Here is a 23,116-nt window from a genome sequence, read left to right as displayed (position 1 = left end):
GAGTGTGACAGATGCCGGCGAGGGTGCGCGGTTATTTTTTGAAGAACTCGAACGACTCGAAGCTGACCTCGTGCATGACGATGTGCGACGGGAGCGTGAGGATGAAGTTGATGACGTTGGCGACGTCGGCGGCCTGCATGAACTTTTCCCGCGGCACGGGGCGGTCGCCCCAGAAACCGACGGTATTGACCGGGCCGGGTTTGATCGAGGTGACGCGGATGTTCTGCTTCATCACCTGGAGGGCGAGCCCCTGACCGAAAACGGAAACGGCGGCCTTGGCGGCGCAATAAACGGGAGCGTTGGGATTGGGACGGGTGGCGGCCTGCGAACTGATGAAGCTGATGAGCGGGTTTTGCGCCGGGTCGGTCAACGGGATGAAGTGCTTGGCGGCGAGGAAGAGGCCCTTCAGGTTGACGTCGATGATCTTGTCGTAGGACTCGACGGGCATGTCCGCGACGGGCGCGGCGATGGACATGCCGGGGAGATTGATGAGGATGTCGGCGCGTCCGAATTTTTGTTTAACACTCGCGAAGAAGGCTGCGGTGGAGGCTTCGTCGGTGATGTCAACGGCGCCGGTGACGACATCGGCGGCGCCGAGTTTGCGGGCCTGGCCGGCGAGTTCGGCGAGGGGCGCGCTGCCGAGATCGGCGAGGGCGAGGCGGACGCCTTGCGGGGCGAGGGTGTCGATGAGCGCGCGGCCAAATCCGCCGCCGGCTCCGGTGATGACAATGATGCGGTCTTTCATGGTGTGTGTTGGTGTGTTGGAGAAAATGTTCAGAGCTTGCCGCGGCGTTCTTCGAGGAGGCGGCGGGTTTCGCGGGCGCGTTCTTCGGTGATGGGGAACCACCAGAGGAGGAAAAGGGCGATGATGGCGGAGGCGGAGGGGATGATGTAGAACCACCAGCGCATCGCATCGACGACACCGGCGGCCTGGGCGGAGCCGGAGGCGGCGTGGTAACCGGTGACGGCGAGCACGAATCCGGCGAGGACGGCGGTTGCCGAGGTGGAGAGTTTGGAGATCCACGCGGAAACGGCCCCGATGGCGCCTTCACGACGGTAGCCGGTGTTGAGTTCGTCGTCGTCGCAGATGTCGGCCTTGATGGAGGCGATGAGCAACCAGAAGCCGGAACCGGAGGGCACGGTGAAGGCCAGCACCACAAGGCTGAGCCACGGGCTTTCCGGCGTGTAGAAGAGCCACTTGGCAAATCCGCTGATGACCAGCAGGATCAGGCAAAGGGCGAGCGTCTTGCGTTTCCCGATACGTTGGGAAAGGCGGTTGAGGAAGAAGACCGAGGCCAGGCCGATGACGAGGCCGACATTACCGCCCACGCCGGCGAGCACGCCTTGTTTGACGGTGTCGCCGTTGAAGAGATAATAGAGCCCGATGTAGAAGCCTAGGTGGTTGACGGTGCGCCCTCCCACCACGGTGAAAAAGGTGATGAGCACCATCATGATGAAGGGCTTGTTTTTCAGGGTCATTCCGATCGATTTCAGAATGGGAATCTGGCCCTGGTTTTGCGCTTTTTTGAAAAAACGTTCGCGAAGAAAAATCACCGGGATGAGGCCGGAGAGGATAATGAGGATGCCGACGCAGACGCCCATCCAGCGCGCGCCGGTGATGGTGCTGCCGCCCCAGACGGGAAGTTGCGTGAAGGCGTAGGTCCAGGGGACGACGAGTCCGACGGCGGTGCCCATGTAGGCACGCAGTTCCATGACACGGGTGCGCTCGTTGTAGTCGGGCGTGAGTTCGAAACCGAGGGCGGTCCAGGGAATCGTAAAGAAGGTCTGGAAGGTGAAAAAAAGAATCGAGAAAGCGGTGAACCAGACAAAGACCCCGGTGGGCGAGAGACCGCCGGGCACGAGCCAGAGCAGGGGAAAGGTGATGCCGGCGCCGAGCGCGCCGAAGAGCATGAAGGGGCGGCGGCGGCCCCAGCGGGTGCGGGCGTTGTCGGAGAGGGCGCCGACGACGGGGTCGGTGATCGCATCCCAAAGGCGCATGATCGCGATGGCCACGCCGAGCAGGCGCGGGTCCATGTGGAGCGCGATGTTGAAGATGGGGTTGGCATTGGACATCAGCGTGTCCGTGCCGATGTGATCGGAAAAGTTGCCCATGCCGTAGGCGAGGCGTCGGGAGGGCGAAACCTTGTCCTCGGTGGCGGTGGGCTGGACTTTGTGGAAGAGTTTTGAGGACACGGAGAGTGGGGCTGAAAACCTGAAGGCTGGAGGTCCGCGGAGGGACGGAGGGAGGAATGAGAGGGATGGGATGGGGACTTGTGGCGCGAAGGACTGTGGCTGGCCGGTTTGCAGCCTTCAGTCCTTCAGCTTTCGGGCTTTTTCAGAAATACCCGCCGCGTTTCACGATCTCGACGGCGGACATGCCTTCTTTTATCCAGCGCTTGAGGTCGGATTCGCCGTGGGCGATTTCCTCGGCGCGCTCAAGGATGGGGACGGCGAACTGGCGCGGAACACAGAGGGCGCCGTCGATGTCGGCAAAAATCAAGTCGCCGGGATTCACAAAAACATCGCCCATCTGGATGGGCGTCTGCCACCCGCTGATGCGGAAGCGGCCGAGCATGCCGTTGGAACTGCGGTAACGGATCCAGAGCGGGAAGCCGAGATTGAGCACCTGGTCGGTGTCACGCACGCCGCCATCGACGACGGCGCCGCGGCAGTGTTTGCGCTGGGCGGCCATGGTCATGCACTCGCCCCAGTGGGCGGATTCGGTGTCGAGCGATGTGTCCCAGACGACGAACGAGTTTTCCGTGATGGCGTCGAGCATCTCGGCGCGGCGGGCCATCTCGCTGGTGAGCTGGAGGTTTTTGGCGCCCTTGATAGTGAAGGCGAAACCGGCGGCGCGCATGTGGTCGCGCAGCGGCATGAGGCCGTTGGGGAGCGTCTGGCGGGTGAGCTTGCGCTCGCGGAGCGCGTCGTTCACCGCGGCGGTGAAGATCTTTTCGTAGCGCTCGCAAATTTCCTGCTCGGGCAGCGGAAGCGGCGTGTGGGGATCGATCTGGCGCTCGGCTTCGAGGTCTTCGAGTTTCATCGCGGGGGGCGGTTTTTCCATGACGGCGAGTAAAGCAGATCGAAGGCGTGACTGTCTTTAGACCGGATTGACGGGATTTTCATTTTTTTGACATCGACCGGAAAACCGGAAAGGATCGCGGTTCTATGGGATACGCTGTTCATTCCGTCGAGGGGCTCGGGTCGCCGTTCTTGCTGGTCGACGAGATGGTTTTTGTGATCCCGCGCGGCGGCGAGGTGCGGCTGGCGCGGCATCATTTCAAGTTTCTCTTCATCCTCGGAGGGGAATTCGAGCACGAGATCGAGGGCGTGGAAGGGCGGCGGAAACTGGGGCCCGGCGACATCCTCGTGGCGCCGCTGGTCGAGAGGCATTGTTATGTGAATCCCCACCCGAGAAAGGCGGCCCAGGCGCATGTGGTGCGGCTGTTTCTCGATGGCGTATTCCTGAAAAAACGCGCGGCGCGACGCACACGGAAGCCGGAAACCGATTTTGCCGATTTTGTGATCCACCACTTCCCGCAGGTGGTGCAACTCCCGGGGGGCATCGACAACGAGATCACGGAGCTGGTCACGGCGCTGCGACGCGAGACGGAAGAGCGCGCCGCGGGCTTCCGGCACCGCGTGAGGTCGATTTGCACGGATTTGATTGTGGCGGTGGCGCGGCGGGCGGGAGCGGCCACGGGCACGTCGACGAAGGCGGCGGCGCCGGCCGCCGGACATGCGGGGGCCACGATCGTGGCGGCGGCCAAGGAGTATGTGCTGAAGCATCTGGCCGAGGACATGGCGCTCGGGGAAATCGCCTGGCACGTGGGGCGGGGGGAGGAACACTTGGCCCGCGTGTTCAAGCGCGAGACGGGGCGGAGCGTTTTCGACTATGTGCGCGAGATGCGGATCAACGAGGCGAAGACACATCTGCTGGACCCGGCGCTGACGCTGACAGTGATCGCGGAGCGGTGCGGGTTTCACTCGCTGTCGTTTTTCAGCCGGACGTTCCGGCAGCATGTGGGGATGTCACCTTCGGCCTACCGGCAGCATGCGCAGGCGGAGTTGCGGCCGATGGTGCGGCGGTGAAAGAAACGGCGGCGGGGACGCCGCCGCTCCGTCAGATGGCGATGCTTTCGATGCCGAGGCGGAGAGCTTGGGTGTACGCAAGCGTGACGGGGCCGAAGGCGTGCGGATCGTTGAGGCGGTGGGGGTGGTTCATGTAATCCTCAATGGTGCCCTGGCCGGGGCAGAGGCAGCCGACGCAGGTGTTGTGCACGGAGCCATCGACGGCAACGTAGGGGAGGAGGGCGCGGAGGCCTTTTTCAAAGGCGGCGCGGGCGTCGGGGCCGAGCAGGCCGCGCTCCAGGCCGGCGCCGATGGCGTAGAGGATGAGGCCGGTGCCGGAGGTCTCGACAAAGGAGTCGTGACGGGTGAGTTCCTGGTGCCAGAGTCCGGCCGTATCCTGGGACCGAATACAGGCGGTGGTGAGGTCGGTGAAGGCGGCTTCGGCTTCGGGCCGCGCGGGGTGGGTGTCGGGGAGGTGGTTGACGAGTTCGGTGAGAGCGAGGATGCCCCAGCCGTTGCCGCGGCTCCAGTGGTCTTGCGAGCGGTGGCCGGGGCCGCGGAAGTTGCGGGCTTGGTTGATGAGGCCGGTGGCGGGGTCGCGGAGGAGTTTCAGGTGGTCGCGGATTTGGTTCCAGGCTTCCTGGATGAGGTCGTCGCGATTGAGGGCGAGGCCGGTGTAGAGGAGGAAGGGGGTGACGGCAAAGGCCACGTCGATCCAGATTTTTTCGGCGGGGATGTCGGCGGGGTGCGAGAGGATGCCGTTGCGGTCGCGGGGGGCCTTGGTCATGATCTGGTCGGCAGCGGCGACGAAGAGGGCGCGGTCGGCGGCAGGGAGGTGACCTTGGCTCAGGAGGTAGGCGGCGCCGTTGCCGCCGATGCGGTAGTTGGGGAAGTTGCAGGAGCCGGCCCAGTTGGGGTGACCGTCCAGGCCGTTGTCGAGGAAGGGGCGGAGGTGTTCGCGGACGAGGGCGAGGAGGCGTTCGCGTTCGGCGGGGTCGGCGACGCTGAGGGCGAGGCGGGCGAGGCCGTGGAGGGAGACGATGCCGGTGTAGTGGGCGAGCGAGTGGGTGGCGACGTTACGGTGAAAGGCGCGCTCGGCGAGGTGCGCGCAGTCAACGGCGGCGGTCGCGGGACCGACGGGCAGGGATACGGGGGGGACGGGTGTGTGGTTGTTTTTCATTCGGCTAATCGGAATAATTATCCATTAATGATGTATAATCTTGCGCCGTCAAGCGACAACTGCGAGGCTGGTGCCAAGGGAAACGATCTTATGAAACAGGCAACGGGCATGACGGACGGGACGAAGCACGACGGGGAGCTGCGCGAAGGGAAACCGGGCAGTGGCGGCGTGCAGTCATTACAGCGCGGACTGGCGGTTCTCGAGCGGGTGAGCCAGGCGGAAGACGGGCTTACGCTCGGACGCCTTTCGGAGCTGACGGGGCTGAAAAAAACCACCGTGCACAATCTTGCCCGGACGTTGCTGGAGGACGGTTATCTGGCGCGGCTCACGCAGCCGGTGCGTTATGCGGCGGGGCCTGCGCTGGCGGCGCTGGCCAGGCGTAATGCTTCAGCCAATACGCTGCACCTGGCGGCGGAGCCGGCGTTGCTGGCGCTGGCGGCGGAGTTTCCCGGATCGGCGGCGTTGCTGGTCGAGGCGGCGGGGGCGGAAGTGCGCGTGACGCTGCGGGTCAGCCCCGAAAATCCGGCAAGCGTGGAGAGGCCGCTGGACCGGTTGAGCCCGCCGTATATCAGCGCCACGTCACTGGTGTTTCTCGCGTTGGGCAGCAATGCCTGGCGCGAGGCGTGCATGAGCCGTTATCCGTTTGCCGATTTCGGCGCGCCTTTGTGGGGATCGTTCGAGGCGCTGGAGGCGCAGCTGGACAAGATACGCAAGGAACGCCGCGCTGTCCTGGACAGACCCGGAGCGACCCTGGCGCCGATGGCGTTTCCCGTGACGGGTTCGCGCGGCGAATTGCTGGCGGCGCTCGGGCTGGCGTTCCGCCCGGCGCAGGCAGGCGGCGCCCTGGCTGCGAAGCGGCGCGCGCTCTCCCGCACGCATGAGCTGGCGCAGCGGCTGGGCGCCCGGTTTGGCGGAGGAGCGTGAGCGGGCGGAGCCTGGCGGAGAGATCAGATCAGGCCGAAATCAGATCAGGCCGAGCTTCATCTTGCCTTCCTCGGTGATCATTTCCTGGCTCCAGGGCGGTTCCCAGGTGATGTTGACGTCGGCGGCGCTGACGCCGGGGACGAGCAGAATCTTGCTTTTGGCATCCTCCGCGATGGCCGGGCCCATGCCGCATCCGGGAGCCGTGAGCGTCATCGCCACGACCACCTTGTAACCGGGATCGGCGGCCGGAGCGGGAGCATTGGCAACGGGTTCGATCTTCTCGACGTCCATCGAATAGACGAGACCGAGGTCGACGATATTCACCGGAATCTCCGGGTCGTAGACTTTCTTGAGCTGATCCCAGATGGCATCGGGATCGGGGGCGCCGTCGGCCAGCGTTTCGGCGTGGACCTTGTCGTCGAGAATCTCCTCGCCGAGGGCGTCGCCGTCCTTGCCGTCGATGCGGTAGAGGCCGAAGTCGGTCTGCACGGTGAAGCTGCCGCCGAGTGTCTGGTGCAGGTAGACGCGGGTGCCGGCGGAGAGGGTCTGCCGGTCACCGCTCGGGATCTGCGTGGCGATGATTTCGCGGGTGAGATTGCGATCTTTGGTGGCGGACATGGCGTGTGTGAGGGGGGGAGAGACTGATGAGAGTTATGGGACTGATGTGAGTTATGGGAGTGATGGGAACGGTGGTGGGTGGAGGCGGGCTATTTTTTGAACTTGCCGCGGATCAGCGCGACCAGGGCGTCGTGGAGGGACTCGTTTTCGAGCTTGCCGAGGACTTCCTCGAAGAAGCCGAAGACGAGGAGTTCGTGGGCGTGCTTCGGGTCGATGCCGCGGGCTTGCAGGTAGAACTGCTGCTCGGGTTCGATGCGGCTTGTCGTGGAACCGTGAGTACAGCGCACGTCGTTGGCCTCGATCTCCAGGCCGGGGAGGCTGTTGGCCTCGGCGGCGTCGCTGAGCATGAGGTTGCGATTGCTCTGGTAGGCGTCCGTTTTCTGGGCGTCGGGCTCCACGATGATGAGGCCGGAGAAGATCGTCTTCGCGGTGTCGAGAAGCGCGTTTTTATAGAGAAGATTGGACGAGGTGCGCGGCGCAGCGTGGGTTTGCAGGGTGCGCTGGTCGAACTCCCGGGAGCCGTCGGCGATGGTGAGCGCGAGCATTTCGGAGTGCGCGCCGGGACCGAGGAGGCGGCTGTGGGATTCGTGGCGGGCGCGGCGGCCGCCGAGGTGAACGTTGAGCGAGAGGACGCGGGCGTCGCGCTCGGCCACGATGCTGTTGCTCTGGAAGGCGAGGGTTTGTCCGGACCAGGCTTGCGCGCCGACGTAGGTGAGCTGCGCCCCCGGACCGGCGTGAAGGTCGTTGACGCCGCTGGCGAGGTGGCGGGCGTTGGCTTCGGCGCTGATGAAGAACTCGACGAGCGTGGCCCGGGCCTGGTCTTCGAGGATGACGAGGGTGTGCGGGAAAACGGCCTTGTTGTCGCCGCTGAGCGTGTGCTGGAGGACGAAGGGCGTGGCCACCTCGACGCCTTTGGGAACGTAGAGGAGCGCGCCGGCGGCGGTGAAGGCGGTGTTGAGGGCGACGAATTTTTCGCTGCCGAGATTGGCGGGGAGTTTCTGGAAATAACGCTGGACGATGTCGGCGTGGTTGCGGAGCGCTTCATCGAGCGGACAAAAAATCACGCCGCGCGCGACGAGATCGGAAGACAGGGGGCTGCGGGCGACGAGCTGGCGATTGGAGAAGATGATCTCCGCAGCATGCTCGAAGGTGGAAAAGTTGGGGATGTTGGTGGCGGGATCCTCGGGCAGGTCAAAGCCGGAGAGATCGGCCTCCTTGAGCGTGCTGCTGAAGCGCCAGGTCTCGGCGGTGCGGCCGGGGAAGGGATTTTTCTGGAACTGCTCGAAGGCGGCGCGTTTGGCGTCGAGCCACCAGGCGGGCAGATAATTGCGCTGGCGAAGATGCTGCGCGAAGCGATCGGCGTCGAGGCCACTGCCGACCGGCGACGTGGTGACGGAGGCGGAGGCTGCGGGTTCGGCGATGGAGGAGGGAGCGGCGGACATGCGGTGTGTTTGTGAGAATGGCGCCGACGGGACCTGAGCCCCATGCGGCTTGTGCGTGAAGTGGAGTTCTGGATACGGAGCCGGGCGTCAGCCGACGGAGCCTTCCATTTCGAGATCGATCAGGCGCTTGAGCTCGACGCTGTATTCCATCGGGAACTGGCGGACGAGGTCGTTGACGAAACCGTTCACGGCAAGGCTCATCGCCTGCGCTTCGGTGAGGCCGCGCTGCTGCATGTAGAAGATCTGCTCTTCGCTGACCTTCGACACGCTGGCCTCGTGCTGCACGGCGTGGCTGTCGCCGCGCACGGTGATGGCGGGATAGGTGTCGGTGCGGGAGTTGGTGTTGATGAGGAGGGCGTCGCACTCGGTGTTGTTCTTGCAACCCTTCAGATGCTTCGGGATGTGGACCTGGCCGCGGTAGGTGGCGCGGCCCTGGCCGACGCTGATCGACTTGGAGACGATGGTCGAGGTGGTCTCGTCGGCGGCGTGGATCATCTTGGCGCCGGTATCCTGGTGCTGCCCGTCGTTGGCGAGGGCGATGGAGATGACTTCGCCGCGGGCCTTGCGGCCTTTGAGCACGACGCCGGGATACTTCATGGTGAGGCGGCTGCCGATGTTGCAGTCGATCCACTTGACCTCGGCGTTTTCCATGGCGAGGCCGCGCTTGGTCACGAGGTTATAGACGTTGGGCGCCCAGTTCTGGACGGTGATGTACTGGATCTTGGCGCCTTTGAGCGCGACGAGCTCGACGACGGCGGAGTGCAGCGTGGAGGTGCTGAACTTGGGCGCGGTGCAGCCTTCCATGTAGGTGACCTCGGCGCCCTCGTCGGCAATGATCAGGGTGCGCTCGAACTGGCCGAAATTCTCGGCGTTGATGCGGAAGTAGGCCTGGAGGGGCTGCGCGACTTTTACGCCCTTGGGCACGTAGATGAAGGAGCCTCCCGAAAACACGGCGCTGTTGAGCGCGGAGAACTTGTTGTCGGAAGTCGGGATGACCTTGCCGAACCACTTGCGAAAGAGCTCCGGGTGCTCGCGGAGGGCTTCCGTGGAGTTCATGAAGATGACGCCCTGCTTGGCGACGATCTCCTTGACGTTGGAGTAGGCGGCTTCGCTGTCGAACTGGGCTTCGACGCCGGCGAGAAACTTGCGTTCCTGCTCGGGAATGCCGAGGCGCTCGAAGGTCTTCTTGATGTCGGCGGGCACTTCGTCCCAGGTGCGCTTGGGCTTCTGGCCTTGCGAGAGGTAGTAGCGGATCTTGTCGAAATCGATGTTTTCGAGATCCTTCGTGGCCCAGTGTGTGGGCATGGGTTTGTCGAGAAACGTCTTCAGCGCGTTCAGCCGGAATTCGAGAATCCACGGGGCCTCTTTCTTGACGGTGCTGATGTAGCGGACGGTTTTCTCGGAGAGACCGGAACCGGCGTCGAATTCGTAGGCGACGTCGTAGGTGAAATCGCCGACGGACTGGTCGATGCCGACGGTCGGGTTTTCGATCGTGGCGGGTTCGTCGTCGGTCGCGGCGGCAGTGGAGAGTGTGGCGGTGTCGGACATTTTTGGAAAAGGCTGAAACGCTGAAAACTGAAATGCTGGAGATGACGCAGCAGCAGGTCAGGCGGTGGCGGGTTCGGCGACGAGGTCCTTGACCCAGTCGTAGCCCCGGGCTTCGAGTTCGAGGGCGAGATCCTTGTCGCCGCTCTTCACGATGCGGCCGTCATACATGACGTGCACGTGGTCGGGAATGATGTGATTGAGGAGCCGTTGATAGTGCGTGATGAGAAGGACGCCGAGGTTTTCGCCGCGGAGGGTGTTGACGCCTTCGGCGACGATCTTGAGCGCGTCGATGTCGAGGCCGGAGTCGGTTTCGTCCATGAGGCCGAAAATGGGCTCGAGCATCGCCATCTGGAGAATTTCGCAGCGTTTTTTCTCGCCGCCGGAAAACCCTTCGTTGACCGAGCGCGAGGTGAATTTGCGGTCGATCTTGAGGAGGTCCATTTTGGAATAGAGCTTCTTGTAGTAGGCGGTGGCGTCGATGTCCTCGCCTTCGCCGAGGCGGGCCTGCTGGGCGGCGCGCAGGAAGTTGGCGATGGAAACGCCGGGGATTTCGGACGGGTACTGGAAGGCGAGAAAGATGCCGGCGCGGGCGCGCTCGTCGGGCTCCATTTCGAGGATCGACTGGCCGTCGATGAGGACATCGCCACCGGTGATGGTGTAGTCCGGATGGCCGGCGATGGCTTTGGAGAGCGTCGACTTGCCGGTGCCGTTGGGGCCCATGATGGCGTGAACTTCGCCGGTCTTGATCGTCAGGGTGACGCCTTTGACGATGTCGTTTTCAGGGCTCTCGGTGAGAGCGACGCGGAGGTCTCGGATTTCGAGGGTGTGCATGATCGGAAAATCAGGAATGAAGAATCAGGAATGAAGAATGGCGGCGGAGCGCGGTGCGTGGGAGGCGGTCAGCGTTTGGTGGCGTGGCCGCGGAAGGTGATGTCGATGGTATCGGCTTCGTAGCCGGGAGGCAGGAGCGACTTGAGCCGGGAGAGGACGGCAGGGGGAAGGTCGATGTCGTGGATGTGGCCGGTGTCCTCGTCGTGAAAATGGGCGTGGGGCTGGAGGTGCGGGCAATAGCGCGTGGGGGCGCGCTCGAAATGGACGGCGCGGACGAGATCGTGGGCGACGAGGGCCTCGAGGCAGTTGTAGACGGTGGCGAGCGAGATGGTGGGGAGGTCGGCCTTGACGCGGGCAAACACTTCGTCGGCCGTCGGGTGATCGCGCTGGGTAAGGAGCACGCTGTAAACGAGTTCGCGCTGGGGAGTGCTGCGCAGACCGCTGTGCGCAAGTTTTTGCGCAAGATCGGTATCGTCTGGACTGGATGCGGTGGAAACCATTGTGCGGTGCCGGTGGATGAGTCGTCTGAAAGGCGCAACAAACTGGAATGGTTCTAAATCGCAAGCGATAATTAGAACTATTCCAAGCCAGGGAAAGGGCGGGGGTAATGAAGGGGAGGGCGCTGTATGTTGCCGGTCAGCGGCCGGCGGCGCAGACGCTTTCGATGCGGAGTTCGGCGCCGGGAGCGGCGCCGGTGAAATCGGGGGCGATTTTCAGGACGTGCTCGCCGTCGGGAAGGGCCCTGGTGAGGAGCGTCCATGCAAAGAGGTTGGCGGCGCCGGCGGCAGGGCTGCCGAAACGGGCGGTGCTGATGTTCCAGAGGTACGGATCGGCGGCGCGCGACCCGGGCTGCGGCAAGGGCTTGCCATCGATCCACACGCGGAAGGGCGGGGTGAGCGGATTGCTTTCGCCAAAAAGGCCGACCATCGAGCCGCGGAAGGTGATTTCGAGCGGAGCGGCGTCGGCAGACCCGGCGCGGGCGACATCACCCATCCAGCGGCTGGAGAGGCCGTCGAACCACATGGTGGTGCGGTATGTCTTCGCCCGCTCCCAGCCGGCGGGGAGCGGCGTATCCACAAGGATATGACGGTCGCGGCGCGAGTAGAGGTCGGCGTGAAGGGTCCGGTCCGGAACGGGGGAAGCGGCGGTGGTGGCGGCAGCCTTGATCCATGCGTCGCGGACGGCCTCGAAAAAGAGGGCGTAGCCGGAGTCGTCGGGGTGGGTGCGGTCGTTGCCGATGGAGTAAAGCTGCGCGGGGTCCGCGCGGCCGGCGGCGACGGCGGCGCGAGCCGCGGCCAGCGTGTCGGCGGCGACGAGGCCGTAGGCGGTCGCGAGTTCTCCATGCGCGGCGTAACGCGCGGGGAGCGGACTGCCGGCGGGGGCGGTGATTTGCCCGTGCATGCACATGAGCACAGGGAGGACGGCGGCGCCGGAGCCGCGCAGGTCGCGGAGCACGCGCTCGTAGCTGGCGAGATTTTGTTCGTCGGCGCCGGTGATGCCGTCGTTGACCGTGAAATCGAGGAAGACGAGATCGGGCTTGTGCGGGAGCACGTCGCGGTCGATGCGGAAGAGCGCGAGCGCGGAGCCTGTGCCGCCGATGGCGGCGTCGTGAAACGTGATCGGCGTGCGCGGATACGTTTCGCGCAGCCACTGCATCATGCGGCCGCGGTAGCTGGTGCGGTTGGGATCGGAGGCGTTGGCGCCCCAGGTGAGCGAGCCGCCGAGGAAAACGATGGAGAGCGGTTCACGGTTTTCGGCGCGCCGGGCGACATCGGCGACGGTGGGCAGGACGGCGGAACCTGCCGCGGTGGAAGCGGGCAATGTCGTGGGCATGACGGAAAGGATGCAGGCGAGCGAAGAAAGGATGCGTGCGATCCGGATCACGGGAAAACGGGTTTGCGAGTCATGGAAAAACGGATGGACGAGGGTATCGAAGACGATTTTCCCAATTCTGGAAAGCCCGGCGATGAGGTCGCCCGGCGGGAATCCGCAGGCGACGGCGATATCCGGCCTCTTCAGGCGGGAAAGTCGCGCAGGTCATCGGCGAGCAGCGCCTCGACCTGCGCGCGTTCGGGCGGGTCGAAGCGGGCGAAGGGCTCGGCCATGGCATCGTCGCAGATGCCGCGCAAGGCGAGCGCGCACTTGAGGCCCTTGATGATCGACGAGGCGTGTTTCCCGATGCGGTAGAGCCGGTCGAGCGTCTCGATCTGCGTCTGGAGTCTTGCACACGCGGCGGTGTCATTCGCCTCGAAGGCGTTGAAGAGCCCGACGAACAGGCGAGGGAAGAGGTTGGCGCCACCGGCGACGCCGCCGTCTCCGCCGAGCGCGAGGCTTTTCAGGAGCAGCGCCTCGGGTCCGATGAGGACAGACCAGTCGGGGCGCTGGCGGGCGATGGCAAGTGCCTGTTCGTAGAAGGCGAGATCGCCGCCGCTGTCCTTGAGGCCGATGACGTTGGGGAGGTCGAGCGCGCGGCGCAGGGTCTCGGGCGCAAACACCGTCTTGGTCATCGCCGGCATGTTGTAGAGAAAAACAGGGAGCGGCAGTTCGCGGGCGAGGTGTTCGATGTAGGCGGCGAGTTCCGGCTGCCCGGCCGGGTGATAATAGGGAGCGGAGAGAACAAGAGCGGTTGCCCCGGCCTCGGCCGCATGGCGGGCGAGCGCGAGCGATTCGGTGAACGAGGTGTCGGTGATGCCGACGAGCACGGGCACGCGGTCGCGCACCTGGCGGCAGGCGCGGACAATGAGTTCGCGACGGAGGCGGTAGCCGAGGCTGGGCGCCTCGCCGGTGGTGCCGAGGAGAAACAGCCCGTGGACGCCGCCTCCGAGGATGTGTTCGACGAGCCGTTCGAGACCGGGAACGTCGAGCGTGTCGGGACCGGAAAGCGGCGTGACCATCGGCGGAACAATGCCGCGAAGACGGGCGGGGAAAGGAGAACGGGCAGCGGAGGTTGTCATGGAGTATCGATGTTGAAATGACGTTTTAGCTGATTGCAATAACGATTGTGCGAAAACAGGGCCGCTACTGGCCGTTTCGGGAATGCCGGCGGCGCGCGTCTGCGGATTTTCGCTCCGGCCGGAGGGGGGAGGGGGCTTATACCAGCGTCCCGAATGTTTTTGATTTTACACCAAGGCCGCAAAGGACGCGAAGAAGGTAATTGGCAATCCTTTGCGCTCTTTGCGGCCTTGGTGTAAAAATCCGAAGGCTTTGGGGCTTTGGTATTACGTGTCTTCCGTCGCCTGGCCGCTGGCGGGGATGTCCACGGTGACGAGCGCGCCGTGGCCGGGGCGGGATTCGATGGAGAACATGCCGCCCATCAGGAAGGCCCGTTCCTGCATCGTGCGCAGGCCGTAACGGGGGCGGGCTACGCGGAGCGTCGAATTGTCGAAACCGAGTCCGTCGTCCTGGACGGTAAACACAAGTCGCTCCTCCTTGCCCTGCATCTGCACGTAGATGTTTTTCGCGCCGCCATGTGTCACGGCATTGGCCAGCGATTCCTGGAGCACGCGGAAAAGATGTTCGCGCACCGGGATCGGCAGCACGGGCAGGTCTTCGTCCCCGATCAGCTCGACATTGACCCGGTGCCGGCGGGCAAATTCTTCGCAGTGGTCGCGGACGATGCCCGTGAAATCGCTGCGGTCGAGCGTCTCGGGCCGCAGGCCGGTGATGTTTTGCCGCAGCTCGTCGAGCGCCTCGTCGAGTTCACGCGTCAGGGGGTTGAGGCTGTCGGCGGGCACGCAGCCGCCGGTGGCACCGCCCTTGCCGGCCTCGCGGGCGAGGAGTTTCATCCGGATGACCACGGCCTGGACGGTCTGGCAGACGCTGTCGTGGAGGTCGCGCGAGAGGCGGCGGCGCTCGGCTTCCTGGGCGTTGAGCACGCGGGTGGAAACACCGCGCAACTCGTTCTCGGCCCGGCGGTGATCGAAGAGGCCGGCGGCGGTGATGAGGCCGGTGGCGATCACGTCGATCATCAGGCAATGGGCGAAAACGAGCTGGTTGTCGGCCGGCGAGGCGGAGAGGTCGCGCGCCCAGTCGATCTGCGCGGCGACGGAGACGAAGTAAAAGAGGGCGTTGGCCACGATGCTCAGGGCCACGCCGTTGCGCAGGGCGATCATGATGCTGGCGGAAAACATCAGGAACAGGCCGGGGATGGCCGGATCGCTGTGCAGGTCGGTCTTGAACACGAACCAGGCGCCGACGATCAGGGCACCGGCATAGACGAGGAATTCGGGGAGGCGCCGCCGGTCGGAACGCGCATCGATCGCAAAGGGCATGAGCACGAGCGGCGTGAAGACGATCACGCTGCTCACTTCGCCGATCCACCAGATGAGGACCTTGTGCCAGAGGGCGGGATCGGCGAAGGGAAACCCGTACAGGAGGCTCGTGCCGAGGAACGAGAAGGGCAGGGTCACGAGCACGCCTCCGACGCCGATGAGCACCACGTAGGAGCGGATATTGGGCCGGAGCCGCGGGTTGGGGTGGATCCGCCGGATGATCAGGCGGGTGAGCCCTGCCTGGACGGCGTAGAGGGCGCCGAGCAGCCAGGGCAGCGAAAGTGGATAGAAACAGGCGATGGCGAGCGTGCAGCCGAGCCACACCGAGGGCAGGTGACGGTAGCCGAAGAGAACGACCAGCGCGAGGGAGCAGCCGGTTTCGGGCCAGAAAAGGTCTTCCCATCCGAGCGAATTGTTCCAGCCCTGGATCGTGTGGCCCAGCCAGAGTCCGGCAAACGTGGCGGCGAAGGAGGCCGCCGCGACCACGAGCACGGCAGGCAGGTATCCGGTTGAGGAAAGGAGCGGCGCAGGAGGGCGAAGACCTCGGGTTGGCATGGGAAAGACGGATGGGCGATTCCCGGTCTGGTGGACGGCATCGGACCGGTGCGGAAAGGAAAAAACTCCGGTCAGACCCGGGAAAAGCGCCGCATGGGCCGGAATGGCAACCGCCGACGGCGGCGGGAGGGAACGCGGCCCCGGAGCCGCTATCCTCGCTTCTGCTCGTCGGGCGGCGGATTCACGGTGAAGGGCGGGGTGGTGTCGAAATTGCCGAGGCCGGCGCGCATGGCTTCGCGCACCAGTTCGGTCGCCTTGGTGACGTTGAGCTTTTGCATGATGCGGCTGCGGTGGGTTTCCACCGTCTTGGAGCTGATGGCGAGCCGGCGGCTGATCTCCTTGTTGCTGAGGCCGGCGGCGATGCCTTCGAGCACGTCCTTTTCCCGGGGTGAAAGCGTGGAGGCGATGGAGGCCTCGAAAGGCGGCAGGCCCTTGCTCGTGAGCTTGCTCTCTCCGGCATGCACGCGGCGGATGATGTCGATGAGATCCTCGAACGCATCGCTCTTGAGCACAAACGCCTCGGCGCCGACCGAGAACGCTTCGTGCACCGTGAGGCGCGTGCGGTGCATCGTCAGCATGACGACGCGGCTCGGGAGACCGAGGCCCTTGATCTGCTGGATGAGATCCAGCCCCGATACGCCGGGCATGCTGAGGTCGGCCACGACGACGTCCGGCCGGTGGGTCTTGATCAGCTCGAGGGCGTCACGGGCATTCTGGGCCCGGGCGACAAGCCGGATATCCGGAGTCGACAGGAGAAGAGATGCGATCCCCTCGAGCATCAGCTGGTGGTCGTCAACGATGAGAACGGAGATGGGTTGCATGCAGGCGATTTGATTTCCTTGAGTGGCGGAGAGACGGCAGGCAGCCATGCCCGGTGATGGACGGGAACGGCCGGTGGTACGTGAGCATTAAATTGTTTAAAAGAATGAAGGAGCCGGGGGAATGACGGCAATCGCAAGTTTTTTGTTACCCATTGGCGAAATACCGGGACAGAATCAGGGTTTTACCGGACTTCCAGGCGAGACCGAAAATTGCCAGGATGTCATTTCCCTGGGCTTGTATCCCGGCCCGGGGCAAAAACAAAGTGAAACCACACGAAGAACGAAACCCGTTGACCAAGGCCAAACCGCCTCCTGCTCCTGCCAACCGGTGCGCCCGCATCCCCGCTGCGCCGCCCGTACCGCCGCTTCCGCCCCGGCCAGCCCGGCGCACAAGGCGCCGATGATTTTTCATGATCGGGGCCCGCAAGTCGTTCTCGTCAAAACCCGTTTCAATCCTTCAACCTTTTCAGTTCCATGTCCGATCAATCCCTTGATTCCTTTCTCGCTCGCATTCGCCAGCGGGACCCTGTGCAGCCGGAGTTTCACCAGGCGGTGGAAGAGTTCTTCCGCAGCCTCTGGCCCTTCCTGAAGCATCACCCGAAATACGCCAAGGCCGGCATCCTCGACCGTCTCGTCGAGCCCGAACGCGTCATCATGTTCCGCGTGCCCTGGGTGGACGACACCGGCGTCGTCCACGTCAACCGCGGTTTCCGCGTGCAGATGAGCAGCGCGATCGGCCCCTACAAAGGCGGCATCCGTTTCCACCCGTCCGTCAATCTCGGCATCCTGAAGTTTCTCGCTTTCGAGCAGGTTTTCAAAAACTCGCTGACCACGCTCCCGATGGGCGGCGGCAAGGGCGGCTCCGACTTCGACCCGAAGGGCAAGAGCGAGAACGAAATCATGCGCTTCTGCCAGTCGTTCATGACCGAGCTGTGCCGCCATATCGGCGCGGATGTGGACGTGCCGGCCGGAGACATCGGCGTGGGCGGCCGCGAGGTCGGCTACATGTTCGGCCAGTACAAGCGGCTGACCAACCAGTTCACGTCCGTCCTCACCGGCAAGGGTCTCGCCTTCGGCGGCAGCCTGATCCGGCCCGAGGCGACCGGCTACGGCTGCGTGTACTTTGCGCAGGAGATGATGCAGCGCGCCCGACTCGGCTTCGAGGGCAAGCGCGTGGCGGTCTCCGGTTCGGGCAACGTGGCCCAGTATGCGGCCGAGAAGGTCATCGAATTCGGCGGCAAGGTCGTGTCGTTCTCCGATTCCAACGGCACGGTCGAGATCCCCGCCGGCATGACCGACGAGCAGCTCAAGTGGGCGATGGACCTGAAGAACAACCGCCGCGGCCGCATCGAGGCGTTCGCGCAGCACTTCAAGCTTCCGTACCACGCCGACAAGCGCCCGTGGCACATCGCCTGCGACATCGCGCTGCCCTGCGCCACGCAGAACGAGGTCGACGGCGAGGATGCGAAGGTGCTCGTCAGGAACGGCTGCAAGTGCGTCGCCGAAGGCGCCAACATGCCCTCGACGCTCGAGGCCGTGGACGTGTTCGTCGGGAACCGGATTCTCTATGGACCGGGCAAGGCGGCCAACGCCGGCGGCGTGGCCACCAGCGGTCTCGAGATGAGCCAGAATGCGATGCGCCTCTCGTGGTCGCGCGGCGAGGTCGACGACCGCCTGCACGCGATCATGCAGAACATCCACCACGTCTGCGTGGAGCACGGTACGGAGCAGGACGGTTTTGTGAATTACGTCAACGGCGCCAACATCGGCGGCTTCGTCAAGGTGGCCGACGCGATGCTCGCGCAGGGCATCGTCTGATCGACGTCCCCCCGGTTCACTCGCCGGTTTTCTCCTGTATTTGTGGCAAGGCGCCGTCCGCGAGGACGGCGCTTTTTTGCGTAGCCGCGAACGTGAGTCCGGTATCCGTTGAGCGACGGAGCGGCGGCATTCCTGCCGCTGCGACGAGGCGCGTCAGCGCCTCGCCCGGTGCCTCGCCGTCCGAACCGGCGACGCGTTGCGTCGTCAGCAGCGGCAGGAATGCCGCCGCTCCGTCAAACGCCGTAGTCGCTATACAGTTACCAGGTTCGCAGGCAGTTCGCCACGGCTTCCGTTTCGGGATCGGCCTACTGCTGCACGCGCGGCGGCTCCATTTCGAAAACGAGCACCGGCGTGTCGCCCGCGGAGAGAACAAGTTGCCGGTCCCGGATCGCCCAGGCGGTGACGGAGGTCAGCGCGGCGGTGTAGCGGTTTTCCAGTTGCATCAGTTCGGCGGGACCGCCGCGCCGCGTCATGGCAAGCGGACCGAATTTCAGCTTGTTGCCGTCGAAGTTCGTGCGGCCGAGAAATCCGTTGAGCCCCGAGTAGCCGGTGGCGCTCAGGCCGTCGGCGCCGAATTGCAGCCGGAGCGGCCGGGCGTTGTCGGCGGGCAGCGTCACGGGATCGCCGCCGATGGAGGCGAGCGTCCAGCCATAACCGACGGGAGAGTCCGGGGCGGGCAGCCCGGTGGTCTTGCTGGCGCAACCGGCCAGCAACACAGCCAGAAACAGAGGGAGCAAGGATTTCATAAACGAAAACGATGCACTTTCCCGGCTTCATTTCCAGCACGCAGATATACGGATAACCGGAACCTGTTCCTGTCATCCGATGTTACGCAGTTGTGCCGTAGCGGCAGGAAGGGACGCCTCGCGTCGTCCCACCCGCAAGGACGCGTGTGGCCACGTCGGAGTGCGTAACATCCGTCGGCATTTCTTTTTTTGCAGATGATTCCCCGCGGCGACGGACGTTGCGTGATTTTTACCGAAGGGGGTTGCAGCGCCATGCGCCACCCTCAAGCGTGCAGGATTCACCATATTCGCGCGCGTCGTCACCAGCTTCCCGTCTCCTTCCCATGCTAGAAACCCTTCTGGATCATTTCCAAGGCACCTCCCTTTCGCTTTGGGGACCCTTTATCGTTCTGTTGCTGTGCGGGCTCGGGTTGCCGCTGCCGGAGGATATCGTGCTGGTGACGGCGGGCATCCTCGGCGAGATGGACGGGCGGCCATGGTGGGCGACCACGCTCTTCATGTACATCGGCGTGGTCGGCGGGGATTCGATGATTTTCCTCGGCGGGAAGTACCTCGGCATGCGGTTGCTGGCGACGAAGTGGTCGCAGCGCATTCTCTCTCCCGCCAAGCTGGCGAAGGTGGAACAGCTCTTCGAGCGCTACGGTTCGTGGGTGCTGTTCGTCGGGCGCTTTTTGCCGGGATTGCGGATGCCGATCTTTTTCACGGCGGGCTCGGTGAAGGTGCGGTACCTGAAATTCCTCGCGCTCGACGGACTCGCGGCGCTCATCAGCGTGCCGGTTTTCGTCTGGCTCGGCCACTGGCTGTGGGCGCATTTTCACAATGACATCGAGGAGCTGCACCGCGCCCTGAAGCGCACCCATTCGTTCACCCTGTGGGGCACGATCATCCTCGCCGTGGTCGTGCTGGCGGCGTTCCTGCTGTGGCTGCGGTCGCGGCGGAAAGCACGCGCACGGGCGAAACAGGATCCGGCGGCCGACTGAGCGGGGCGCGGATACCGTTGCGGTTTGCCCCGTTCTCTCCAGGTTTCAGCCGATTCCATCATGCCGATCTACGAGTATTACTGTCCCGATAATCACACGGTCTACCAGTTCTACGCGAAGACGCTCGCGCAGGGGCAGACCGTGCCGAAGTGCCCGGCCAATCCGGCCTGGCGTATGGAAAAGATCGTCTCGCGTTTCGCCGTCGCATCCGGCTCCGCCGCCGGGGAGCGCGGGCCGGAAAACGCCGATGGCAACACCGCGGGCGGGACGGGAGGCGAGGGGAACGGACCGGTGTCGTCCAACGACGCCCGCATGGATGCAGCCATGCAGGCAATGGAACGCGAGTTTTCGCATGTCGACGAAAACGATCCGCGCGCCATGGGCCGCATGATGCGCCGGATGGCGGAGCTGACGGGCGAAAAAATCGACGGCGAGATGGAGGAAGTCGTCCGCAAGCTCGAAGAGGGCCAGGACCCCGAATCGCTGGAGGAGCAGTTCGGGGATGCCGGCGGCGAGGACGCCGCGGGTGGCGGATATGGCGACGATGACGAAGGCGGCTTGGCGCCGGAAAACGCAGCCGCCGGGTCCGCGCCGGTGGACAGGGATGGAAAACCGAAGGCCCCGCGACCGGCCCGCCGGCCGCGGACCCTTGCTCCGCGGCGCGATCCGGGGCTTTACGATTACGAGTGAGCGCTCCGTTCCGTCCTTGATCCTGTTCGCAGGGCCTGCGAAGTTTCGCGGCTTATGTTAAAAGCTGGCATCGTCGGTCTGCCCAACGTCGGCAAGTCCACCCTCTTCAACGCGCTCACCCGCTCCCGCAAGGCGGAGGCGGCCAATTATCCGTTTTGTACGATCGACCCCAATGTCGGCGTCGTCACCGTACCCGACGACCGCGCTTATGTTCTCCAGAAAATCGCCAAAACCCAGGTCGTAATTCCTGCGGCCATCGAGATGGTGGACATCGCCGGCCTCGTCAAAGGCGCGAGCAAGGGCGAAGGTCTCGGCAACCAGTTCCTCGCCAACATCCGCGAGGTCGACGCCATCGTGCAGGTCGTCCGCTGCTTCGAGGACAGCGACATCATCCACACCATGGGCTCGATCGATCCGGTGCGCGACATCGAGGTCATCACCACCGAGCTCGTGCTCGCCGATCTGGATTCCGTCCAGAAGCGCCTCGAAAAAACGCAGAAAAAGGCGAAGAGCGGTGACAAGGAAGCCCAGGCCGAAGCCGCCCTCTGCGAACGCCTCATCCCGCACCTCGACCAGAACAAACCGGCCAATATCCTCGAAACGAACGAGGAGGAGGCGAAGCTGCTGAAACTTTTCCAGCTCCTCAGCGCCAAGCCGGTGCTCTATGCGTGCAACGTCGCCGAGGGCGACCTCGCCACGGCGGAGCAAAACCCGTTTGTGCAAAAGGTGGCTGCGTTCGTGAAGGAGCACCACGACGCCGCCTATGTGCCGATCAGCGCGCGCATCGAGGCCGAGCTGATCGAGCTGAGCCCGGAAGAGGCGAAGGATTTTCTGAAAGATCTCGGTGTGGACGACTCCGGCGTGTCGTCGCTGATCCGCGCCACCTACGCGTTGCTCGGCCTGCAAACCTATTTCACGGCGGGCGAAAAGGAGGTGCGCGCCTGGACGATCAGGAAGGGCTGGAAGGCCCCGCAGGCGGCGGGCGTCATCCACTCGGATTTCGAGAAGGGATTCATCAAGGCCGAGGTGGTTTCATACGATGACCTCGTGCGCCTCGGCAGCACCGCCGCCGCCCGCGAAGCCGGCAAGTACCGCCTCGAGGGCAAGGAGTACGTGTTCCAGGACGGCGACGTGGCCCTGTTCCGGTTCAACAACTGAGCGCGGCTGTTTGCGGACGGGCCGCTCGCCATTCCCCGGGCTTGCGCCCGGCGCGGGAAGCACCAGCCTGATCCTCATGAGCTCCCCTCCCGCCGCAGCCTCTCGCGCCCGCTCGTTCTGGGAAAGAGCTGCCCTGCGACTGGCGGTGCGGATCAACCTTGTGGCCTGGTTCGACCGGTTTGCCCCGCTCGCCTTCGGCGTCGCCACTGCCGCCGCGCTCGCCGCCTTCGCCCTTCGCCGGCTCGGGCAACCGTTGTCGTGGCTGTGGCTCGGCCTCGCCGCCGGGTTGCTGGCCGCGGCGGGGTTTGCCGGATGGCGTGCGCGGCAGGCGGGCAACTTTTTCCGGCGCGGCGACGCCCGCGCCCTGCTCGAGTACCGGCTTCAGCTTGATTCCACGCTCAGCGCCGCCGCCGCCGGCATGGCCGCCTGGCCCGCGCCGCGCGCCGTGCCGGCCTGTGTCCGCTGGCGCTCGCCGGCCCGCTTCGGCTGGGGCGCGGCGGCGTTCGCCCTGCTTGCCGCCGGACTCTGGCTGCCCGTGCCCGCTCCGGATTCCGGTGTGCGTTTCACGCCTGAAAAACCGCCCGCGCTCGCCCGGACCGAGGCATGGCTGGAGGAACTCGCCAAACTCGACGTGGCCGAGCCGAAAGCCGTCGAGGAGCTCGCCGAACGCGCGCGCGAACTCGCCCGGCGTTCGCCCGACCGGCAGTATTCGCACTCCGCGCTCGAAGCCGCCGACACGCTCCGCGAGCAGACCGCCGAGGCGATCGGCTCCTTCGGACGCGATCTGGAAAATTTTGCCGCCGCGCTGGCGCCCTTCGAACAAAACGCGCTGGCCCCGCTCGACTCCGCGCAACTGGCCGCCGCCGAATCCCGGCTCGACACCGCGCTCCGCGGTCTCCGGGAAGGCGCGCTCACCCCCAACGCCGAACTGCTCGGCCAGCTCGCCTCGCTCGATCTCTCAAAAATCCGCCAGCTCACGCCCGAGGAACTCGCCAGGCTCCGCAAACGTCTCGCCGAGGCGGGCGACAAGGTGTGCGGTGTGTGCATGAACCCCGGCGGCGGGGAAGGCGACAAGGAGGGCGACGCGCTGCTGCTGCTCGTCTCCGCGCAAGGTTCGGGAACGGGCGATGTTTCCCGCGGCCCGGGCGAGGTGCCGCTGTCCTTCAGCTACGACGAAAGCGCCGCCGGTCCCGGCCGGATGGAAACGGTAAAAAACACCGACATGGAACGCGCCGCGCTCGGCGACCGGCTCGGCGTGGAAACCGGCGAGCACGCCGTCGATCCCGCCAGGGCGGCCGGCCCTACGTCGGCCGGCGCCGTCGCCGGTCCCGCCGCCGGCGGCGACGTGGTCTGGATCGACACGCTCACGCCCGCCGAACGCGCCGCGCTCGCAGAGTTTTTCAAATAAGCGAAGTCTTCTATAAGTCTCATAACTCCCATCTCTCCCATAACTCCCATCCCCC

Annotated in this window: 21 protein-coding genes; 7 read left to right on the top strand and 14 right to left on the bottom strand. The window is 64.8% G+C overall.

Annotated elements, in window-relative coordinates:
* Nucleotides 1-31: 31 nt before the first annotated feature.
* The 3 genes from OPIT5_25800 to OPIT5_25790 all read right to left on the bottom strand — a co-directional run bounded on the left by OPIT5_25800 (nt 32) and on the right by OPIT5_25790 (nt 3,064).
* On the bottom strand, nt 32-847 hold the full coding sequence (locus OPIT5_25800; GenBank protein AHF93123.1) for a short-chain dehydrogenase: 816 nt from the start codon (nt 845-847) through the stop codon (nt 32-34).
* Nucleotides 775-2,193, bottom strand: a complete 1,419-nt coding sequence (locus OPIT5_25795; GenBank protein AHF93122.1) for a sodium:melibiose symporter — start codon at nt 2,191-2,193, stop codon at nt 775-777. The genes OPIT5_25800 and OPIT5_25795 overlap by 73 nt, the downstream gene beginning before the upstream one ends.
* Nucleotides 2,194-2,335: 142 nt before the next feature.
* A complete protein-coding gene (locus OPIT5_25790) occupies nt 2,336-3,064 on the bottom strand; it encodes a demethylmenaquinone methyltransferase (protein AHF93121.1) in 729 nt (242 codons plus the stop codon).
* 104 nt (nt 3,065-3,168) lie between these two features.
* Here OPIT5_25790 and OPIT5_25785 point away from each other — a divergent pair, with 104 nt between their 5' ends.
* Nucleotides 3,169-4,092 (top strand): AraC family transcriptional regulator, encoded by a 924-nt coding sequence (locus OPIT5_25785; GenBank protein AHF93120.1) that lies wholly within the window; start codon nt 3,169-3,171, stop codon nt 4,090-4,092.
* Nucleotides 4,093-4,123: 31 nt separating this feature from the next.
* Here the strand turns inward: OPIT5_25785 and OPIT5_25780 are convergent, their stop codons facing one another.
* Nucleotides 4,124-5,251, bottom strand: coding sequence for a glucuronyl hydrolase (locus tag OPIT5_25780; protein ID AHF93119.1), 1,128 nt, complete (start codon nt 5,249-5,251; stop codon nt 4,124-4,126).
* 27 nt (nt 5,252-5,278) lie between these two features.
* On the opposite strand from OPIT5_25780, the gene OPIT5_25775 reads away from it, so the two are divergent.
* A complete protein-coding gene (locus OPIT5_25775) occupies nt 5,279-6,175 on the top strand; it encodes a transcriptional regulator (GenBank protein AHF93118.1) in 897 nt (298 codons plus the stop codon).
* Nucleotides 6,176-6,214: 39 nt separating this feature from the next.
* On the opposite strand, the gene OPIT5_25770 is transcribed toward OPIT5_25775, so the two are convergent.
* The 9 genes from OPIT5_25770 to OPIT5_25730 form a co-directional block, all read right to left on the bottom strand.
* Complete coding sequence (locus OPIT5_25770) at nt 6,215-6,793, bottom strand: FeS assembly SUF system protein SufT (protein ID AHF93117.1); 579 nt, start codon at nt 6,791-6,793, stop codon at nt 6,215-6,217.
* 89 nt (nt 6,794-6,882) lie between these two features.
* Nucleotides 6,883-8,235, bottom strand: a complete 1,353-nt coding sequence (locus OPIT5_25765) for a FeS assembly protein SufD (GenBank protein AHF93116.1) — start codon at nt 8,233-8,235, stop codon at nt 6,883-6,885.
* Between the two features lie 87 nt (nt 8,236-8,322).
* A complete protein-coding gene (locus OPIT5_25760) occupies nt 8,323-9,783 on the bottom strand; it encodes a Fe-S cluster assembly protein SufB (protein AHF93115.1) in 1,461 nt (486 codons plus the stop codon).
* 57 nt (nt 9,784-9,840) lie between these two features.
* Nucleotides 9,841-10,614 (bottom strand): iron ABC transporter ATP-binding protein, encoded by a 774-nt coding sequence (locus tag OPIT5_25755; GenBank protein AHF93114.1) that lies wholly within the window; start codon nt 10,612-10,614, stop codon nt 9,841-9,843.
* A 68-nt stretch (nt 10,615-10,682) separates the two neighbouring features.
* Nucleotides 10,683-11,114 (bottom strand): Fur family transcriptional regulator, encoded by a 432-nt coding sequence (locus OPIT5_25750; GenBank protein AHF93113.1) that lies wholly within the window; start codon nt 11,112-11,114, stop codon nt 10,683-10,685.
* Nucleotides 11,115-11,250: 136 nt separating this feature from the next.
* Nucleotides 11,251-12,498 carry a hydrolase GDSL gene (locus OPIT5_25745; protein ID AHF93112.1) on the bottom strand — a complete coding sequence of 416 codons (1,248 nt, stop codon included), beginning with the start codon at nt 12,496-12,498 and terminating at the stop codon, nt 11,251-11,253.
* Nucleotides 12,499-12,629: 131 nt separating this feature from the next.
* Nucleotides 12,630-13,568 carry a dihydrodipicolinate synthase gene (locus tag OPIT5_25740; GenBank protein AHF93111.1) on the bottom strand — a complete coding sequence of 313 codons (939 nt, stop codon included), beginning with the start codon at nt 13,566-13,568 and terminating at the stop codon, nt 12,630-12,632.
* 264 nt (nt 13,569-13,832) lie between these two features.
* On the bottom strand, nt 13,833-15,440 hold the full coding sequence (locus OPIT5_25735) for a histidine kinase (GenBank protein AHF93110.1): 1,608 nt from the start codon (nt 15,438-15,440) through the stop codon (nt 13,833-13,835).
* A 149-nt stretch (nt 15,441-15,589) separates the two neighbouring features.
* On the bottom strand, nt 15,590-16,261 hold the full coding sequence (locus OPIT5_25730; GenBank protein ID AHF93109.1) for a histidine kinase: 672 nt from the start codon (nt 16,259-16,261) through the stop codon (nt 15,590-15,592).
* 474 nt (nt 16,262-16,735) lie between these two features.
* Between OPIT5_25730 and OPIT5_25725 the strand changes: the two genes are divergently transcribed.
* A complete protein-coding gene (locus tag OPIT5_25725) occupies nt 16,736-18,079 on the top strand; it encodes a glutamate dehydrogenase (protein ID AHF93108.1) in 1,344 nt (447 codons plus the stop codon).
* A gap of 305 nt (nt 18,080-18,384) precedes the next feature.
* Here OPIT5_25725 and OPIT5_25720 read toward each other — a convergent pair whose 3' ends face one another.
* A complete protein-coding gene (locus tag OPIT5_25720) occupies nt 18,385-18,825 on the bottom strand; it encodes a hypothetical protein (GenBank protein ID AHF93107.1) in 441 nt (146 codons plus the stop codon).
* A gap of 323 nt (nt 18,826-19,148) precedes the next feature.
* Between OPIT5_25720 and OPIT5_25715 the strand changes: the two genes are divergently transcribed.
* The 4 genes from OPIT5_25715 to OPIT5_25700 all read left to right on the top strand — a co-directional run bounded on the left by OPIT5_25715 (nt 19,149) and on the right by OPIT5_25700 (nt 23,061).
* Nucleotides 19,149-19,805 (top strand): membrane protein, encoded by a 657-nt coding sequence (locus OPIT5_25715; GenBank protein ID AHF93106.1) that lies wholly within the window; start codon nt 19,149-19,151, stop codon nt 19,803-19,805.
* 60 nt (nt 19,806-19,865) lie between these two features.
* Nucleotides 19,866-20,495 carry an FmdB family transcriptional regulator gene (locus OPIT5_25710; protein ID AHF93105.1) on the top strand — a complete coding sequence of 210 codons (630 nt, stop codon included), beginning with the start codon at nt 19,866-19,868 and terminating at the stop codon, nt 20,493-20,495.
* A 54-nt stretch (nt 20,496-20,549) separates the two neighbouring features.
* Nucleotides 20,550-21,653, top strand: a complete 1,104-nt coding sequence (locus OPIT5_25705) for a GTP-binding protein YchF (GenBank protein AHF93104.1) — start codon at nt 20,550-20,552, stop codon at nt 21,651-21,653.
* Between the two features lie 76 nt (nt 21,654-21,729).
* Nucleotides 21,730-23,061 (top strand): hypothetical protein, encoded by a 1,332-nt coding sequence (locus tag OPIT5_25700; protein AHF93103.1) that lies wholly within the window; start codon nt 21,730-21,732, stop codon nt 23,059-23,061.
* Nucleotides 23,062-23,116 lie beyond the last annotated feature (55 nt).

It is taken from the genome of Opitutaceae bacterium TAV5, assembly GCA_000242935.3.
Taxonomy (GTDB): domain Bacteria; phylum Verrucomicrobiota; class Verrucomicrobiia; order Opitutales; family Opitutaceae; genus Geminisphaera.
This window is presented reverse-complemented; position numbering and strand designations above follow the sequence as displayed.

Coding starts and splice junctions, on each gene's coding strand:
- OPIT5_25790 (AHF93121.1), bottom strand. CDS start 3,064: ATGGAAAAACCGCCCCCCGCGATGAAACTCGAAGACCTCGAAGCCGAG.
- OPIT5_25785 (AHF93120.1), top strand. CDS start 3,169: ATGGGATACGCTGTTCATTCCGTCGAGGGGCTCGGGTCGCCGTTCTTG.
- OPIT5_25780 (AHF93119.1), bottom strand. CDS start 5,251: ATGAAAAACAACCACACACCCGTCCCCCCCGTATCCCTGCCCGTCGGT.
- OPIT5_25775 (AHF93118.1), top strand. CDS start 5,279: ATGATGTATAATCTTGCGCCGTCAAGCGACAACTGCGAGGCTGGTGCC.
- OPIT5_25770 (AHF93117.1), bottom strand. CDS start 6,793: ATGTCCGCCACCAAAGATCGCAATCTCACCCGCGAAATCATCGCCACG.
- OPIT5_25765 (AHF93116.1), bottom strand. CDS start 8,235: ATGTCCGCCGCTCCCTCCTCCATCGCCGAACCCGCAGCCTCCGCCTCC.
- OPIT5_25760 (AHF93115.1), bottom strand. CDS start 9,783: ATGTCCGACACCGCCACACTCTCCACTGCCGCCGCGACCGACGACGAA.
- OPIT5_25755 (AHF93114.1), bottom strand. CDS start 10,614: ATGCACACCCTCGAAATCCGAGACCTCCGCGTCGCTCTCACCGAGAGC.
- OPIT5_25750 (AHF93113.1), bottom strand. CDS start 11,114: ATGGTTTCCACCGCATCCAGTCCAGACGATACCGATCTTGCGCAAAAA.
- OPIT5_25740 (AHF93111.1), bottom strand. CDS start 13,568: ATGACAACCTCCGCTGCCCGTTCTCCTTTCCCCGCCCGTCTTCGCGGC.
- OPIT5_25735 (AHF93110.1), bottom strand. CDS start 15,440: ATGCCAACCCGAGGTCTTCGCCCTCCTGCGCCGCTCCTTTCCTCAACC.
- OPIT5_25730 (AHF93109.1), bottom strand. CDS start 16,261: ATGCAACCCATCTCCGTTCTCATCGTTGACGACCACCAGCTGATGCTC.
- OPIT5_25725 (AHF93108.1), top strand. CDS start 16,736: ATGTCCGATCAATCCCTTGATTCCTTTCTCGCTCGCATTCGCCAGCGG.
- OPIT5_25720 (AHF93107.1), bottom strand. CDS start 18,825: ATGAAATCCTTGCTCCCTCTGTTTCTGGCTGTGTTGCTGGCCGGTTGC.
- OPIT5_25715 (AHF93106.1), top strand. CDS start 19,149: ATGCTAGAAACCCTTCTGGATCATTTCCAAGGCACCTCCCTTTCGCTT.
- OPIT5_25710 (AHF93105.1), top strand. CDS start 19,866: ATGCCGATCTACGAGTATTACTGTCCCGATAATCACACGGTCTACCAG.
- OPIT5_25705 (AHF93104.1), top strand. CDS start 20,550: ATGTTAAAAGCTGGCATCGTCGGTCTGCCCAACGTCGGCAAGTCCACC.
- OPIT5_25700 (AHF93103.1), top strand. CDS start 21,730: ATGAGCTCCCCTCCCGCCGCAGCCTCTCGCGCCCGCTCGTTCTGGGAA.